The organism is Trichocoleus sp. DQ-A1 (genome assembly GCF_039961955.1).
GTDB lineage: Bacteria > Cyanobacteriota > Cyanobacteriia > Cyanobacteriales > FACHB-T130 > FACHB-T130.
In genome coordinates this window covers 45,807-64,607 of record NZ_JAMPKE010000018.1, presented here as the reverse complement: position 1 = coordinate 64,607, position 18,801 = coordinate 45,807, and the positions used below count along the sequence as shown (strand labels likewise).

Here is an 18,801-nt window from a genome sequence, read left to right as displayed (position 1 = left end):
ATTAAATATGTTTGCTGCTAAAAGGTTCAGCCATACCTACAACAACTTTGCGCGAACCAATGAAGGGTGTTCTTCCATGAGCCGTTAACATATTGTCAAGCATCAGAATATCTCCTGCTTGCCAAGGAAACATCACCGTTTCTTGGCGATAAGCAGAGCGAATTTCCTCCAAAGCTTCCGGTTCAATGGGGGAACCATCTCCGTAATAAGTGTTGTAGGGAAGCTCAATTTCCGAAAATGCTAACAATGCTTGACGAACTTTTGGTTCTAGAGTTGATACGTGAAAGAAAGCTGCATGATTAAACCAAACTGTTTCGCCAGTTTTCGGGTGGTTAACTACCGCCGGACGAATTTGGCGAGTTCGCAGCTTGTCGCCTTCTTTCCACTCCATCTCAATACCGTTCTCATGACAGTATGCTTCGACAACGGTTTTATCTGAAGTTTGAAACGCTTTTTGCCAGGGAAGTCCGAGTCCACCGCTAAAGTTGCGAACATACATCACTTGTTTTTGCAGAAAGCGATCGCGTATCTGGACAGGAATGCGATCGCATACTTTCCGAATATCCGCTATTGGCGTTTCTCCACCTTGTTCCGCAGGCTTTACGCAATGGAAATAAACTTTTAAAGGCCAGGTATTGGCGTAGGAAAGTTCGCTATGAAGAAAGATAGTTTGGTCGGCTGGATAGTCTGTGGAAGTATAAACATTGTCCTTCACCAGAGTCCGCGGTGATGAACCCTCTTGATACGGTAAAAGTTTACCATCAGAACTGGCTTTAACAAACTGTTCAAATACTTCAATGCCATTAATTTTGAAGTTGCGGAAGAGTATTCCCCCAGAATTGGCAAGTTGAGTTTCAATAAATAAACGATTATTTCGCGTCCAACTAATTAAATCCAAACCGTCTACTATTGGTTCGATAACGAGCGGTAAAGGTTGGTTAGGTTGCAGGGGCGCTACTTGAATCAATTCACCTTCAGAGACAGTAATTGATTTTCTCTGGGCAGTCCCTATTTTTTTAAGGCTGAGTTTGGGCGATTTTGGGATGTTCATTGTCCTATTTAGTTTCTTGCGAGAAATTGTGTAACTCCCTTAATAACCTCTTCCCAACCCCTCTCCTCCTGGGAGAGGGGCTTCCGGCTCCCCTTTCCCTGCAAGGGAAAGGGGCTGGGTGAATAAGGTTCTATCCATGCAGTGCCTTGCGTTTAACTTGCTTTAACTTTTGCAGGCTAGTTTGTGCGAGTTCTTTTTCTTGAGCGATTTGCTGTTGTTGTTCGGCTTGCGTAATTATTGCTGCAAGTTGTTCTAATTTAATCTCTGGTTGTGCTACAACTTGGCGCACAATAGCTTCTAAATGTCCGACGATTCGAGCAATCGTTGCAGCATCAAATAACTCGGCTTTGTACTCGAATGAGCCTTTCAAACCTGTGGGTGTCTCCGTTAAACCCAGCCTTAAGTCGTATCGCGCGATACCGCTGTAAAACTCAACTGGACCCAGGGTTAAATCTGGAAGTTTTACGTCTGGGATGGGGGCATTTTCCAGCGCAAACCAGACTTTAAATAAGGGAAATTCACTTTGTTTGCGGTTGGGTTGTAGCGCTTCTACTAACTTCTCAAAAGGCAAATCTTGGTGAGCATAAGCGCCTAAAGTGACTTTGCGCACCCGTGCTAATAATTCTCGAAAACTGGGATTTCCAGATAAATCAGTGCGAAGAACTAAAGTGTTGACAAAAAATCCGATTAGTGGCTCTAGTTCAACGCGATCGCGATTGGCAATCGGGGAGCCGATGAGGATATCTTGCTGTCCCGTGTAGGCATAGAGCAAGGTTTTAAACGCCGCCGAAAGCGTCATAAATAAGGTAGCTCCTTCCCGCTGACTGAAAGCTTGAATTGCATCGCTCAAATCTTTGGGGAAAGCCAAATAATGGATGGCACCTCGATTTGACTGAACGGCGGATCTAGAGCGATCGCTCGGTAGTTCTAAAACTGGTAAATTGCCGCCTAACTGCTGTTTCCAATAACTTAAATGTTTTTCCAGCACCTCTCCCTCGAGATATTGCCGCTGCCAAACCGCAAAATCGGCGTATTGAATCGGTAATTCAGGCAGCAAAGAAATTTTCCCAGTCGTAAACGCTTTGTAGAGTTCAGTCACTTCTTGCAACATCACTCCAATTGACCACAAATCAAAGATGATATGGTGCAGGATGAGAACTAAAATATGTTCTTCCTCACCGAGTTGCAGCAGTTGAATCCGAAACAGCGGTGCTTGAGTTAAATCGAAGGGTTTTAATGCTTCTTGGGCAATTAGTTGTTGAATTTTCCCTTCTCGATCCGCCTCTGGAAAAGCTTGCAAGTCGATAACAGGAAATGTCACTTTCATAGCAGGAGCAATTTCTTGAATTGGTTGCCCTTCCATCACAAAACGGGTGCGTAATATTTCGTGTCGCCGCACAATTTCGTTAAAGCTTTGCTCTAGCGCCGCAACGTCTAATTGCCCTACCAGGCGAACTGGTGCAGGAATATTATAGTCAGGCGAACCGGGTTCTAGGTTATCGAGAAACCACAGTCTTTGTTGAGCAAAAGATAGCGGTAGTGGCTGATTGCGGGAAGCACGCGGAATGGAACTAGAATCTATTTGTTTTGCTTGCTGAGTTGAGGCAATTACTTCAGCTAATTCCGCAACAGTTGGTGACTCAAATAAAGTCCGTAGCGGTAATTCGACTTGGAAAGTTTCCCGCAGCCGGGAAGTTACTTGCATAGCGAGTAGTGAGTGACCACCTAATTCAAAGAAGTTATCAGAGGAACCTACCTGCTGTAGATTTAGAATTTGGGCATAAATATTGGCAACTGCTTGTTCAAGGGGTGTACGCGGCGCAACAAAAGTTTTTTCCAGATCAGGGCGAATTTGGCTAAGAGTAATGAGCGATCGCCTATCGATTTTACCATTCTGATTTAGGGGAAATTCTTCTAGCAAAATAAAGTTAGAAGGTACCATATATTCCGGCAGCTTCTCCTGCAAATAATCGCGCAATTGAGGAACAAATTCACGAGTTAATTTCCCTTGCAGCGGATTATTCGCATAGTTTCTCCAAGGTTTTACTTTGCCACTTGTTTCCAAGAATGCTGGTAATTTGTCTGGAGATGCCAAGTTTTTATGCACAAATACTGCATCATAACGGTCGCCGGAATAATTAAGGTGAATGCAGTAAGATAAGTCTTGACCTAGAGCCAGAATCTCTTCAGGTTCAATCCCCTCTTCCGTATTGCTTTCTCGCAGTAAATTCCGCAAGTCGGCAACAGTTCCTCCTCCATCATTTTTAGCTAGCAATTCTAAAGTTTTCATCTCAGATACCAGACGGGCATTAGGAATTCCCGTGATTCCCAAAATCTCTGGGTTGGTTTCTTCCAGTAACTGACGAATACCAAGAGTCGGATTTTGCTTCTGCCAATTTAGCCAAGAAAAATCTTGCAAACAATCGACTTCAGCGCCGACTCTAAGAATTACATCGTAGCGAAATTTGGTCAATTCATTCTGGTATTTTCCTGGTTTCGGTTTAATTTGGACGTGACTAATTTTGGAAAACTTCTGCTTCAGTACTGTGAAAAATTCCGGAGCGATAATTAGTTCCTGCTCTTGTTGCAAGCGTTTTTGAATCCGCTGCCGTAATTCAGCTATCGAAAGGTTAGAAGGAGCTTGATGCAGTTCTACAGAAGCATGAAAAGCTTCTAATAACGGCAAGCTACGCACATCCCCAATGAAGATAGAACCACCTGACTTCACAGCATTTACAGCACCTTCCAACACACCCAACAGATAGTCAGTGCTGGGGAAATACTGAATCACGGAGTTAATAATCACCGCGTCGAAGGCACCCGCTTCTATTCCCTCAAAGTTATCTGCCAGTCGTCTATCTAGCGTTACCTGGGGCAGGTTTTGTGTGGTTAATTGCTGTTGAACATAATCCAGTGCAGATTGAGAAAAATCGGTGCCCAAGTAATAAGAACAATGAGGTGCTATGGGAAACAAGAGTAGACCCGAACCACAACCAATTTCTAGGACGCGGGAGGGTTTTAGGGCGAGAATTTGCTCAACAGTGCGGTCAACCCACATCCGCATTTCTTCGGCTGGAATTGGTAAGCCTGTATAGCTACTATTCCAACCACTAATATTTAAGGTATCTTCCTGAATATTGGAATTTTGGTGGTAAGTCTTTTCAAAGACGGTTTCCCATTCCGATACTTGCTCAGAATACCATTGTGTTTTTGGCAATTCACTTGAATCTTGAGGAAGTTGTTTGGTTGTCAAATAAGCAACGAGGCGAGGCGAATTCAAATCGTCCTCTTGAGCCAAAACAACGGGTTGCTCAACAACTGGATGCTGCGCTAATGCCGCCTCAATTTCCCCTAGCTCAATCCGGAAGCCGCGAATTTTAACTTGATGGTCAATTCGACCTAAAAACTCTAGGTTGCCGTCAGGAAGATAACGAACTAAATCTCCTGTTTTGTAGAGGCGCAACCTCTCCCCCAATCCATCCCCTAGTAGGGCAGGGGCGTCAGGCTCCCCCTTCCTTCGTAGGGAAGGGGGCAGGGGGGTTAGGTTTTGATTAAATGGGTTGGCAATAAACTTTTCGGCTGTCAGTTCTGGACGATTGAGATAACCTCGCGCCAGTCCTGCACCGCCAAGATAGAGTTCGCCAGCAACGCCGATGGGGACAGGTTGTAGAGAGTTATCCAATACATAGACTTGTGTATTGGCAATCGGGCGACCAATAGGCGGAGTGCCTTGGCTACCGCGTTCGATTAAGGCGTATGTTGAATAGGTAGTATCTTCCGAAGGCCCGTAGAGATTAAATACCTGCTGGATGTGGTTTAGCTGATAGAGTTGCTGCACCAGGTTATTTGGCAGGGGTTCGCCAGCAAGATTCACGGTGCGGACTGTTGCGGGGATAGCGTTATCTCGGAGTAAGGACGCGATCGCACTGGGCACGGTATTAATTAACGTCACTCGCTCCGCCGCTGGTAAAATCGGCAAATACAAGGCGTTTTTAGCCAAAATGACCGTACCACCGCAGCTTAAGGGAACAAAGAGTTCAAATACTGACAAGTCAAAGCAGATAGAAGTAGAAGCCAAAACCCCTGCCATATCCGCTGGTGTAAACACTGTTTTCGCCCAATCAATTAGCGCCACAGTGTTGTAATGTGCGATCGCAACCCCTTTCGGTTTGCCAGTAGAACCAGAAGTATAAATGATGTAGGCGAGGTTATCTGCGCTTACTTGAGTGGCAGGATTTTCCGGGTTTGACTGAGCAATCATGTCCCAGTCAGAGTCTAGAGAAACAACCTTCGCATTGTGTTTAGGAAGACTCTCAATCAGTTGCTGTTGCGTCAACAATACCGATGCTTGCGTATCCTCTAACATGAACGCTAAGCGTTCTTGGGGATACTTGGGATCTAGCGGTACATAAGCACCACCTGCTTTGAGAATCCCCAAAAGTCCAATCACCATTTCCAAAGAGCGTTCCATGCAAATGCCAACGAGAACTTCGGGTTTCACTCCAAGTTTTTGCAGGTGATGCGCTAATTGATTCGCTCGACTATTGAGTTCGGTATAAGTTAGCTGTTGATTATCAAAAATTACCGCAACCGCATCAGGTGTCTTTTGTACCTGTTGTTCAAATAACTGATGAATCGATTGTATAGATGCGATTAATCGTGTCTCTACATTATCCTGCGCCTGAATATTGTTCCAGTCCCACAACAACTGATACCGTTCTGCGGCGGTCAAAATTGGCAAGTCGCCAAGACGCTGATTAGGATTAGCTGCAATACTTTCCAACAATGTTTGGAAATGCCCCAGCATCCGAGTAATTGTGGCGGCATCAAAACGGCGCTCGTCGTACAAAATTCTGAGCGACAACTGGGTTCCCGTTCCTGCCATGATCGTTAGGGGATAGTTTGTCTTCTCAAAAACCTGCAAATTGTATATCTTTAGGTTCTGATTTTCTTCCCATTGTTCCGGTTCAACGGGATAGTTTTCTAAGGTGACAATGCTCTCAAAGAAAGATACGTTGGCAGGAATTTCACTCCATCCCTGAATTTTGACGAGAGGGCTATACTCGTACTGACGCATTTCTGCTTGTTGAGCTTGAAAACGATTTAACCAAGGCAAAAGTTCGGCTTCGGGATTGACATCTACCCGCATTGGCAAGGTGTTGACAAACATCCCGACAATCGATTCCACCCCCACTAAATCGGTTGGACGCCCAGAAGAAATCGCCCCAAAAATTACATCCTGTTCGCCACTGTAGCGACTCAGCAGAATCGCCCAAGCTCCTTGCACTAAGGTGTTAATCGTTAAGCGATGCTGACGTGCTAAGGCTTCCAGAGCAGCGCTGACAGCCTGCGATAGCTTCATTTGCTGCTCGTTCTCGTTGTTTTCTAGACTCGCCTGATTGTGCATCCGGTCTAGTCCTAGAGGAGTCGGTGCGGTAAAGCCTTGCAGTGTCTTTCTCCAGAACGCTTCCGCTTTCGACAAATCTTGCTGCTGTAGCCAGGTAATGTATTCCCGGAACGGACGGGGGCGTTCCAGGTGTAATTCTTGACCTTGGCAGAAGGCTTGATAAAAGGCGTAAACTTCCTGAAAGACCAGGGGACCCGACCAACCATCTAAAAGGATGTGGTGATGGCTCCAAACCACTTGATAGGTATCATTTGCTAACCGAATCAAGGCGAGACGCATCAGAGGGGCTTGGGAAAGGTCGAAATCGCGATCGCGATCTGCCTGCAAAAACATTTCTAACCGTTCTGCTTGCAACTCCTGCGAATGCCGCCAATCTTGTTCCTCCCAAATTAGTTCAGCTTGGCGGTATACCACTTGATAAGGCTTTTCCAAATCTTCCCAAAAGAAGGCAGTTCGCAAAATCGGATGTCTGTCGATTACGCTTTGCCAAGCTTGCTTAAACGCCAAGGCATTAAAATCTCCTTGCACCGTCCAGCTATACTGCTCGAAATACATTGCAGATTTTGGGGCATACAGCGTATGAAACAGCAACCCCTGCTGCATCGGTGAAAGTTCGTAAATGTCTTCTAGATTTTCAACTTTCATGGCGGCTGCCTTTGGCAGATTGACTAATTTGGGCGAGCAACTTGTCAAAGTCGCTGGTACTAGCTTTAGCGGCGATAAAGTCTGAGGGAGTGTAGCCGCCTGCTTCTGGAGATTGACAGTGGGCAATAAGCGATCGCAACGCCTCTATATATCTCTCAGCCAGTCGCTGCACTGTTTCCCGGCGATGTACCGATTCGCTAAAACTCCATTCCAGGCGCAGTTGACCGACTGCAACTAATCCATTAATTTCTAATAGATAGGCTCGGCTTCCCCGTGGGCTGTAAAGGTTTCCAGTAGATTCAGAGGCGATTTTAAATAGCGAGGATGGCGGTAAACTTTGGTCGAATTGACCAAGATAGTTGAAAGTTACCTCCGCTTGAGGCAATGCTTTTAGTGCCAAGGCGACTTCTTCGCTGCTGAGGTAGCGCAACACACCATAGCCAAAGCCACGATTGGGAATCCGGCGGAGTTGTTCTTTAACTGCTTTTAAAGCTTCTCCGGGTTTGCAATTTTTACCTACATTCAGCAGCACAGGAAAGACTGAAGTAAACCAGCCTACAGTGCGCGATAAATCGATTGATTCTGAGAACGTCTCTCGTCCGTGTCCCTCTAGATCCACGAGAACCGAATCCATCCCTGTCCATTGCGAAAAAGCTTGTCCCAAAGCGGTTAGTAACACATCGTTTATTTGGGTGTTATAAACCTTGGGAACTTCTTGTAATAGAGCTTGAGTTTCTTCTTGGCTCAAGCTAACGGATACGGTTTGAACCGTAGCCATTGTATTGATTCCATTAGCATCTACGGGTAAGCAATAAGTCGGTTTTTGCAATTCTGTCAGCCAATGATTTAGTTCTTGCTTTAATGCATCTGAATTTGCATACTCTCGTAGTTGTTCAGACCACTGTTTAAACGAAGTTGTTTTAGCTGGAAGTTGAATGAATTTGCCTTGACTGATTTGTTCGTAACTTGTCTGTAAATCTTCAAGTAGAACTCGCCAGGAAACACCATCAACTGCTAAGTGATGGATGACAATCAACAAACGGTTCGGCTGATTGTCGCCAAGCTGGAATAAAACAACTCGAATCAGTGACCCTTCAGATAAATTTAAGCTAGCTTGAAGTTCATTAGCCGTGTCTTCAATCGCTTGCTTTTGCTGATTTTCTGGCAGGTTAGAAAAATCAAGTTTGATGAGTGGTATTACTTCATCAACATCAGCGTAAAACTGTTGCCAACCGGATGCATCCTTGACAAAATGTAATCGAAGGGAATCGTGATGCTTCAGTAATGCCTGTACCACCTTTTTTAACTGATTGACATCCAGGCGTTGCCGGGTTTCCAGCAAAACTGCCTGATTCCAGTGGTGAACATCGAGTAAATTTTGTTCAAAGAACCATTGCTGAATTGGTGTCAGAAGTACCGATCCAGTGACGATACCTTGTTCGGCTTCAATCGTCGTCTGCGTCGTCCCTGCTACCGCCGCTAACTCTGCGATTGTTTGATATTGAAAAATTTGTTTTGGACTTATCTGAAGTCCTGCATCACGCGCTTTAGAAATTATCTGAAGACTCAGAATAGAATCTCCACCTAACTCAAAGAAGTTATCGTGAATGCCAATTTTATCAACTCCTAGAGCCTGCGACCAAACTCTCGCTAGAACTTCTTCCCTTATGGTTTGAGGTGCGGTGTAAGCTGCTTCAACTTGGGAACAACTGGGATCTAGAACTGGAAGCGATCGCCTATCTAATTTGCCATTAGGTGTTAGCGGTAAAGCCTCCAACACCACAAAAGCCGATGGCACCATATAATGCGGTAGCTTTTCCTTCAAGAAACTACGCAATTCTTTAATTAATTCTGACTCTTGTAGGGACGCGCATCTGTGCGTTTGCCCTAATTCAACATTACTAATATTCCTCACTATATAAGCAATCAAGCGTTGGTTTCCAGGTTCATTCTCGCCAGCTAAAACCACAGCCTCACGCACCGCAGGATGTTGACTTAACACCCCCTCAATTTCTCCTAGCTCAATCCGGTAGCCGCGAATTTTTACTTGATAGTCAATTCTGCCAATAAACTCAATATTCCCATCAGGCAGAAACCGCGCCAAATCTCCAGTTTTATAGAGACGGGACTCTGACTCATTACAGATTTCTTGCCCCCCCTCTCTGCTTGCGGAGAGAGGGCTAGGGGATGAGGTTCTTACTCTAAAAGGATTAGAAATAAACTTCTCTTGTGTCAACTCAGGACGGTTGAGATAACCCCGCGCCAAGCCAGCACCGCCAACGTACAACTCGCCAGGAACGCCGACAGGTAGTGGCTGTAAATGGGAGTCTAAGATGTAAAGCTGAGTGTTGGTAAAGGGACGCCCAATTGGTACTAACTGCTCACTAGATAAATTAGCCGTTCCTTCAAAATAAGAACTATCAATCGTGGCTTCTGTCAAGCCAAAAGAGTTAATCAGTCGCGTCTGACTTCCACAAAATTTGCGATTTTTTTCATACTCTCGTACATACCAACTATCAGAGCCGCAAATTAGCAGCCGCATAAAATCGAGACGTTTTTTGTTATCCTCTACATATTGAACTAAACCCCTTAAAACAGCCGGAACAAATTCCGCACAATTCACTTTTTCCTGGAGCATCAACTCATAAAGCTTTGGCGGCTCTAGTAAGAATTCGCGGGGACACAGAACCAACTTCCCACCAGAACATAAGGCGCGAATGAAGTCTCCTGTAAATACATCAAAGGAGAAATTCGCCATCTGAAGATGACAGCTAGATGCAGCGCGAAGTTGATAAGTTTCTTCCCAAGCTAGATAGATACTAACCAGGCTGCTATGCTGAATCATCACTCCTTTAGCTTTGCCAGTAGAACCGGAGGTATAGATAATATATGCCAGGTTCTCGGCAGTCACTTTGGTAAGTGGATTCTTGGTACTATTTTGTGAAATTACCTCCAAATCTGCATCTAGACACACAACTTTTGCTTCGTGTTGAGGCAGACTCTTTAACAACCGATTTTGAGTCAGCAACACAGGCACTTGGGTATCTGACAACATGAAAGCCAAGCGCTCTGAAGGATAGGCAGGGTCTAGCGGTACATAAGCGCCACCCGCTTTGAGAATGCCTAAAATTCCGACAATCATTTCTAGGGAGCGTTCTACACAGATGCCTACCAAAACTTCTGGTTTTACCCCTAGCTTTTGCAAGTGATGCGCTAGTTGATTCGCCTTAGCATTGAGTTGTGCATAAGTTAGTTGTTGGTTCTCAAATACAACGGCAACAGCATCTGGTGTCTTCTCTACCTGTGCTTCAAATAGCTGATGAATACAGTGATTTTGAGGGTAATTCGCTTGGGTGTCATTCCAGTCAACTAGCAACTGATGCTGTTCGGCTTCTGTCAGTAATGGCAAGTGTGATAGGGGGCGATCGCAATCAGCAACAATACCTTCCAGCAGGGTTTGAAAATGCCCCACCATGCGAGTAATCGTGGTCGCGTCAAACAGGTCAGTATTGTACTCAAACGAGCCAATCAATTCTTCTCCCCGTTCGACCATATCCAGGCTCAAATCGAACTGTGCCGTCCCGCTATCCACTTCCAAGGGACTCAAAGTTAGTCCCGACGCCAGTTGCATCGCTGGCATGGGAGCGTTGTTCAAGGCAAACCACACCTGAAATAGAGGATTTTGGCTCAAATCCCGTTCTGGTTGGAGTTCTTCTACTAGCTTTTCAAAGGGCAAATCCTGGTGAGCATAAGCACCTAACGTTACTTCCCGAACCCGATTTAGTAACTCTTTGAAAGTGGGATTGCCACTTAAATCTGTTCGCAGCACCAAGGTATTGACAAATAACCCGATTAATCCCTCAACTTCCGCTCGGTTGCGATTAGCGATCGCAGTCCCCACAATCAGGTCATCTTGGTTTGTATAGCGGTGTGCTAGCGTCTGAAATGCCGCCAGCAGTGTCATAAACAAAGTCACACCCATTTGCTGACTTAGCGATTTGAGCGCTGCTGTCAGGGTTTTGGAGAGGACAAAAGATTGCTTTTTCCCCGTGTAAGACTGAATGGCTGGTCGAGGGCGATCGCTTGGCAGTTGCAGCACTGGTAGAGAACCGCTCAACTGTTGTTTCCAGTAATTGAGCTGAGTTTCCAAAACTTTCCCCTGAAGCCAGTCGCGCTGCCAAACGGCAAAGTCTGCATACTGAATTGGAAGTTCCGGAAGCGGTGACGGGTTGCTATTAGAAAAGGCTTCGTAAAGTGCTGCCATTTCTCGCAGAAATACCCCCAAAGACCAACCATCCGAGATGATATGGTGCATGGTCAGTAGCAGCACATGATCTGCTTCATCCATTCGTAGCAGCGTGACTCGCCACAGAGGAACTTGCGTTAAGTCAAAAGGTTGTTGGATTTCCGCATTTGCTCTTGCAAAAATCTCAGCTTCTCGCTCAGTTATGGGTAGCGCTGTTAAATCTACAATCGGCAAGTTTAGAGTTAAGCTGGCTCGGATAACTTGCACTGGCTGACCATCTTCAACCGCAAACGTCGTCCGCAAAGCTTCATGGCGTTGCACCATTTCCTTGAGACTTTGCTCTAAAGCAGCAATGTTCAGCTTCCCTGTAAGGCGGACAGCGGCAGGAATGTTGTAGAAAGGACTGCCTGGTTCAAATTGATCCAGAAACCACAATCTCGATTGTGCAAAAGAAGTTGGAAGAACGAAAATATCGTCTTCTTGAATGTCTGTTGTAGCGTCCCAGGAAGAATGCAATGTCATCGTTTACTCTCCCTTTTTTGATTGATTATGGGAACCGCGTCGAGCCGTTCTGAAAATTGGCTGAATCGCCGCTTCCTGAGCATCAGCGTTACTCTCTTTAGTTTGGGCAATGCTTTCAGCAAGTCCAGCAATTGTTGGCAACTCAAATAGATTTCGCAAAGGAATTTCTACTTGAAATGTGCGGCGCACCTTAGAAATCAGTTGGGTTGCTACTAAAGAGTTACCACCTAACTCAAAGAAGTTGTCGTGAATACCTACCCGCTCAAGGTCGAGAACTTCAGTCCAAAGTTGCGCTAGTTTTTCTTCAACTGGATTCCGGGGAGCTATATAAGCAACTTTTGATAAAGATAGATTTTCCGGTGCAGGTAATGCTCGACGCTCGATTTTGCCATTTGCAGTTAAAGGTAACGCCTCTAAAAACATAAATGCAGATGGCACCATATAACTCGGCAGTTTCTGCTTCAAAAAGTCCTGTAGATCGTGAATACTGGGTGCTTGTTCTTTCGGCACAATGTAAGCGACTAAACGCTTGTCACCAGGGTTATCCTCCCGCAACAAAACTACTGTTTCTCGAATAGTTGGGTGCTGCATTAGCGCTGCTTCAATGTCTCCCAGTTCGATGCGGAAACCCCGCAGTTTTACCTGATTGTCAATCCTTCCGAGAAACTCAATGTTGCCATCAGGTAGATAACGCGCCAAATCTCCAGTTTTGTATAAGCGACTCTCCCCCAAAGAGTCCCCTGCTAAGGAAGGGGGCTGAATCGTTAGGTTTTTAAACGGATTAGGAATAAACTTCTGTTGTGTCAAATCAGGACGATTGAGATAGCCTCGCGCTAAGCCAACGCCGCCAATGTGGAGTTCCCCAGCCACACCGACTGGGACAGGTTGCAGGTGCCTATCGAGGATATAAAGTTGAGTATTGGCGATCGCGCGACCAATCGGAACGACAGGGAGTTCGCTTTGCCGTTGACAAGCCCAATAAGTAACATCAATGGCTGCTTCCGTTGGGCCATAAAGATTGTGTAATTCGGCATCCAACCGGGCAAAAAAGCGTTGCTGAAGTTCGGAAGATAAAGTCTCACCACTGCAAATCACTCGTTTGAGACATTGACATTTTTGCACTTCCAATTCTTCTAAAAAAACCTGAAGCATTGGTGGCACAAAATGAATGGTAGTGATTTGCTCAACAGCAATCAGCTCCACTAAATAAGCGCTATCTTGATGCCCTCTTGGTTTAGCGACAACCAGACGAGAACCCGTTATCAAAGGCCAAAAGAATTCCCATACAGAAACATCAAAGCTGAAGGGAGTTTTCTGTAAAACTCGGTCAGTTTGTGTTAGTTGATAAGTATCTTGCATCCACAGTAAGCGATTGCAGATACCGCGATGGGTATTCATTGCTCCTTTGGGAGTTCCTGTGGAACCAGAGGTGTAAATAACGTAAGCTAAATTTCCCGCATTTACACTGCTAGAAGGATTTTCTAAGCTCTCTTGGGCAATGCTTTCCCAATCTGCATCGAGGCATAAAACTTGAGCATTGTGTTTGGGAATATTTTCAACTAAATGCTGTTGAGTTAATAGTACGGTTACTTGAGAATCTGACAGCATGAAAGCTAGGCGCTCTGGAGGATAAGAAGGGTCGAGAGGAACATAAGCTCCACCCGCTTTGAGAATGCCAAGTAGTCCCACCACCATTTCTAGGGAGCGTTCCATACAAATACCAACCAAAACTTCTGGTTCTACGCCTAGCTTTTGCAAGCAATGCGCTACTTGGTTGGCTTGTTGATTTAATTCTTGATAAGTTAATTGTTTGCTTTCAAAAACAACAGCAATATTATCTGGTGTTTTCTCTACTTGAGCGGCAAATAGTTGATGAAAACAGGCATCTTTAGGGTAGTCAACCTGAGTGTCGTTCCATGCTACGAGTAACTGATGTTGTTCTTGCTCAGAAAGCAGAGTGGAGAACTCATAACGTGCCGAAGGTTGGCTTGCCATGACTTCAAGAGTCTTAGCGTAATATCCCCTAATCGCCTCTCTTTCTTGTAGAGGAAATGATGCTTGATATTCCAGCTTGACTTGAACGCGATCGCTGACCGGATTCAAGACAAAATTAGCAATTAAAGCAAAGTTTGTCTCTTCAAAAAAGGCTGCGTCTAATATCTCAATGCTTGCCAGACCTAAAACACTTTCATAAACATGAAAATGCGTAAAGTTGAAAGCTGTTTCAAAAAGCGATTCTCTATTTAAAACATTCTGCAACTCTGGCAGGGGATAGCGGCGAAAAGGTAGCAATTCCCGCTCAGAAGCAAAAGTTTGTTTTATTAAATCTATCCATGTTCCTCCTGGCAATTCTTGGCGAAATGGCAGCGTGTTCAGGAAAAGTCCTAGAACCTTTTCACCATCTTCTTTTTCTAGTCTGCCATTAGAGACTAAGCCAGTTAAAACGGCTGATTGACCGCTCAATAAACTTAATACTCGCAGGTGTGCTGCAAGCAGAACACTTTTTAGGGGAACGCCTGCGGATTCAGCGAGTTGCTTTAAACCTGCGGAAGTCTCAGAAGAGAGGAAAATTTCCTCCGCGCAGGATTTCTTTGGATGCGTTTCTTCAGCGGGAGGAAGCCAGCGAGGCAGTTTAGTAATCGTGCTGTCTTTTAACTTTTCGCTCCAAAAGCTGCGACATTTTTCGGAAGCGATCGCTTGACGTTCTAAAGATACGAAATCCCGGAAATTACTAACAGGTGATGGCGTTGCCAAACCTTTTTCACCTTTCAGCAACGCAGAATACTGTTGAAACAACTCGGAGAATAAAGAAGCTACGCTCCAGCCGTCGAGAATAGCATGGTGAAAGCTGAGAGTGAGTTGAAATGTTGACTCACTACGGCGATGTACCTGAAATTTCAGGAGGGGAGGACGAGTCCAATCAAAATTTCGGCTTTTTTCAATTTCAAACCAATTCGTGAGTGCGTCTGCTTGTTCAGTGTCAGAAAGATGGCTCCAATCTTCTACTTGCAGAGGAATTTTAACTGTGTGATGAACAAGTTGCAGGGGTTCCTTAAAGCTAGTTAAATCGAAGCCGGTGCGTAACACTGCATGACGACTGACTAAATGGTAAATCGCTGTTTGCAGTGCTTCGAGGTCAAAAGTTGCTTGCACCTGGAAGCTTACAATGTCGTGATAAACTGCTGTTTCTGGGCTGTATTCGCTATGGAACAGCATCCCCGCTTGCAACTTGGTGAGGGGATAGGCGTCCTCAATTCCATTGGGTAATTTTTGGCGATCTGCTTCCGAAATCAGGCTAAAAGGTGCAACGGGAGCAGTCTTTTCAATTTCACTCGCTTCTAGATGTGGTGCGAGTTCAGAAATCGTCTGATATTGGAAGAGTTGTTGTAGAGAGAAATTTAAGCCTCGGTTTTGTACAAGCGATCGCACTTGTATACTGCGAATCGAATCTCCACCCAAAGCAAAGAAGTTGTCGTGGATGCCAACTTGCTCCAGCTTGAGAACTTCGCGCCAAACTTCCGCTAACACCTGCTCTGCGGGCGTTATAGGTGCCACAAACGCATCGTCTAAGTTAGGTCTGGATACCCCCGGAGACGGCAATCCTTGCCGATCTATCTTGCCGTTGGGAGTGAGCGGTAAAGATTCCAAAGTCACAAAGGCAGATGGAATCGAATACTCTGGCAGTTTCTGTTGTAAGTAAGAGCGCAATTCGCTAACGGTGGGGACTGCTGTTGAGTTGGGAACCAGATAAGCCACCAATTTAGATCCCGCTTCATCTTCCCGAATTAGCACCACCACGTCTCGAATTTGGGGGTGCTGTGCTAATACCGATTCGATTTCTTCTAGTTCAATCCGAAAACCTCTGAGCTTGATTTGGCGATCGCATCTTCCCAAATACTCAATCGTTCCATCAGCTTGGTAACGCGCCAAATCCCCCGTTTTATAAAGGCGCGACCTCTCCCCCAGCCCCTCTCCTGCTAGGAGAGGGGAGCCGGACTCCCCCTTCCCTCGCAGGGAAGGGGGTTGGGGGGTTAGGTTCTCAAACGGATTGGGAATAAACTTCTCTGCTGTCAATTCAGGACGATTTAAATACCCTCTCGCCACTCCTGCACCGCCGATATGTAGCTCACCAATTACGCCAATCGGGACAGGTTGCAGATGCCGATCCAAAATATAAAGTTGCGTATTCGCAATCGGACGACCAATCGGAATTGATCCAGATTGATGCTTGCCTAAAGGAACTTGATAAATACAACAACCAACAACCGTTTCTGTCGGGCCATATTCATTTACCAACACAGTATCCGGAGCAAACTTTTGCCAAAACGCAACGCTTTGAGCTAAAAGATTTTCGCCGCCAATAATAAAGGCTCTAGTTCGACCTGCGACTTCCTCAGGTACTAACTGATGGCGCAGCAAATCCAACTGAGCCGGGGTGATTTTAATTAAACTAAAGTCACCACCTTGACGCAGCGCAATACTCAGAGCTTCGATACCCTGCGCTTCAGAAAGCAAGATTACCCGATTCCCCACTAATAAAGGTGAAAATAATCCGGTAATCGTCATATCGAAGCTCAGAGAAGAGTGAACTGGAGCGCCTTTCCCAGCTTCGACAGCGTAAGCTTGCGAACACCAACTTAAGTAATTAACCAGCCCTCGATGGGGAATCAAGGTTCCTTTTGGCTTACCCGTGGAACCGGAAGTATAGATGACGTAAGCGAGGTTATCGGCGTTAACTTCTCTGGCTGGACTGGCTATACTTTCTTGAGCAATGCAATCCCACTCTGCATCTAAACAAATAACTTTAGCGGTGTGGTGAGGTAGCTTTTCGATTAAATGCTGTTGAGTTAACAACACGGGCATCTGAGCGTCAGACAGCATGAAAGATAGGCGCTCTTGGGGATAGGAGGGGTCTAACGGCACATAAGCTCCCCCTGCCTTGAGAATGCCGATGAGTCCGACCATGATCTCCAAAGAGCGTTCTACACAGATGCCAACCAGAGATTCGGTTGTTATCCCCTGTTTTTGCAGATAATTCGCCAGTTGGTTCGCACGTTCATTTAATTGTTTGTAGGTGAGATGTTGCTCTTCAAATGTGAGCGCGTTCGCGGAGCGTGCGGTTAGCGCGATCGCATCCGGTGTTTTCTCGACCTGCTGTTCAAACAATTGATGAAAGCAGCTATCGGCAGGGTAATCAGTCTGAGTCTGATTCCACTCCACCAACAACTGATATCTTTCAGCCTCCATCAATAAGGGCAAATCCGACAAACGCCGATCGGGATTCGCCACAATACCTTCCAGCAGCGTTTGAAAATGCCCCAGCATCCGAGTAATCGTGGCTTCATCAAACAAGTCAGTGTTGTACTCTAATGACCCTGTTAGTCCTTGTTCGGTATCCGTTATCTCTAGCGTCAAATCAAACTTAGCAGTGCCAGTTTCCACCTCCACCAGACTCAAACTCAGACCTGGTAACTGTAAGGCTGTTTTAGGGGCAGTATGGAGGGCAAACATCACCTGGAACAGGGGTGCATAACTGCGATCGCGACTTGGCTGTAGTTCCTCTACCAGCCTTTCAAAGGGCAGATCCTGGTGAGCATAGGCTTGTAGCGCCACTTCTCGCACCCTCGCCAGCAATTCTCGAAAACTTATGTTTTCAGACAGCAGCGTGCGTAAAACTAGCGTGTTGACAAAAAACCCAATCAGATTCTCCGTTTCCCTCTGGCTACGATTGGTCATGGGAGTGCCAATCGAGATGTCTTCCTGCCCCGTATAGCGGTAAAGCAGCGTGTTAAAAGCCGCTAATAGCGTCATAAACAGCGTGCTTTCTGACTGCTGACTCAACGTTCTCAGCGATAAGGCAAGCGGTTGGGAAATGGTGAAAAATTGCCTAGCGCCCTTAAAAGTATTAACAGTTGGTCGCGGTCTATTTGTAGGCAGTTCCAGAATTGGGGAAGCACCCGTTAATTGCTGCTTCCAGTAGTTAAGCTGAGTTTCTAGAACTTCTCCCACAAGCTGCTGTCGTTGCCATGCCGCAAAGTCGGCATACTGAATTGGAAGTTCAGGTAAAGGTGAGGGATTTCCTTGACAAAAAGCTTCATACAATGCTGCCAATTCTTGAATAATCACACCACGAGACCAACCATCAGAAACAATGTGGTGCATCGTGAACAACATCAGGTGTTCTGCCTCACTCAGATGCAACAGCTTCACTCGCAGCAGTGGTTCCTGGGATAGGTCGAAAGGACGTTGTGCTTCCTCTTTTTTCGCATCTTCTAACACCTGCTGCCCTTCGTTTTCAGGCAAATCCCGCAAATCAATTACGGGCAGATTTAACACCAAATCTGAAAATTTTTCCTGCACGGGTTCTCCCCCCACCGCCATAAAACGGGTTTGCAGAACTTCGTGCCGTTGTCGAATTTTATTTAGACTTTTTTCTAGTGCTTTTACATTTAAAAATCCTGTCAATCGGATAGCGATGGGGACATTGTAAATAGGGCTAGCTGGCTCTAGCTGATGAAGAACCCACAGCCGTTGTTGATGAAAAGATAAAGGCAACAATTTGGAATCTTTTCGTTGAGTAATCGAGTGATTTTTAACAGAACTCAAACCCTTTTGTTTGAGCCGAAGTTCCAGTAGCGCCCGTTGTTCCGGAGATAAACCAGCAATTCTTTGAGAAATATTATTCATAATTAATTACCCATAAAAGCTTAGTGCTAGAGAAAGAACTGAGAGTATATAGCAATCCCATTTGATTCGTGAGATTTTTTTAACGAACCGCAGAGGACGCCGAGGGCGCAGAGGAAAGAGAAGAAGAGAGAAGATGAGTTCGCGAATCAAATAGGATTGCTATATAGCACCATAAACAATTTGTAAGATTTTCCATTTCTCTTCCTCTCTTCCTTGGCGCTCTTTGCGTCTTGGCGGTTCGTT

Annotated in this window: 4 protein-coding genes; all 4 read right to left on the bottom strand. The window is 45.5% G+C overall.

Annotation, left to right across the window (positions count from 1 at the left end; all coding sequences use genetic code 11):
• Position 1: 1 nt before the first annotated feature.
• Positions 2-1,051, bottom strand: coding sequence for a TauD/TfdA family dioxygenase (locus NDI33_RS17500; RefSeq protein ID WP_190677445.1), 1,050 nt, complete (start codon positions 1,049-1,051; stop codon positions 2-4).
• Between the two features lie 130 nt (positions 1,052-1,181).
• A complete protein-coding gene (locus tag NDI33_RS17495; protein WP_190677443.1) occupies positions 1,182-7,103 on the bottom strand; it encodes a non-ribosomal peptide synthetase in 5,922 nt (1,973 codons plus the stop codon).
• Positions 7,093-11,871 (bottom strand): non-ribosomal peptide synthetase, encoded by a 4,779-nt coding sequence (locus NDI33_RS17490; RefSeq protein ID WP_190677441.1) that lies wholly within the window; start codon positions 11,869-11,871, stop codon positions 7,093-7,095. The genes NDI33_RS17495 and NDI33_RS17490 overlap by 11 nt, the downstream gene beginning before the upstream one ends.
• 3 nt (positions 11,872-11,874) lie before the next feature.
• The gene (locus NDI33_RS17485; protein ID WP_190677438.1) at positions 11,875-18,558 is read right to left on the bottom strand and encodes a non-ribosomal peptide synthetase; all 6,684 of its coding nucleotides are present in this window, start codon (positions 18,556-18,558) and stop codon (positions 11,875-11,877) included.
• Positions 18,559-18,801 lie beyond the last annotated feature (243 nt).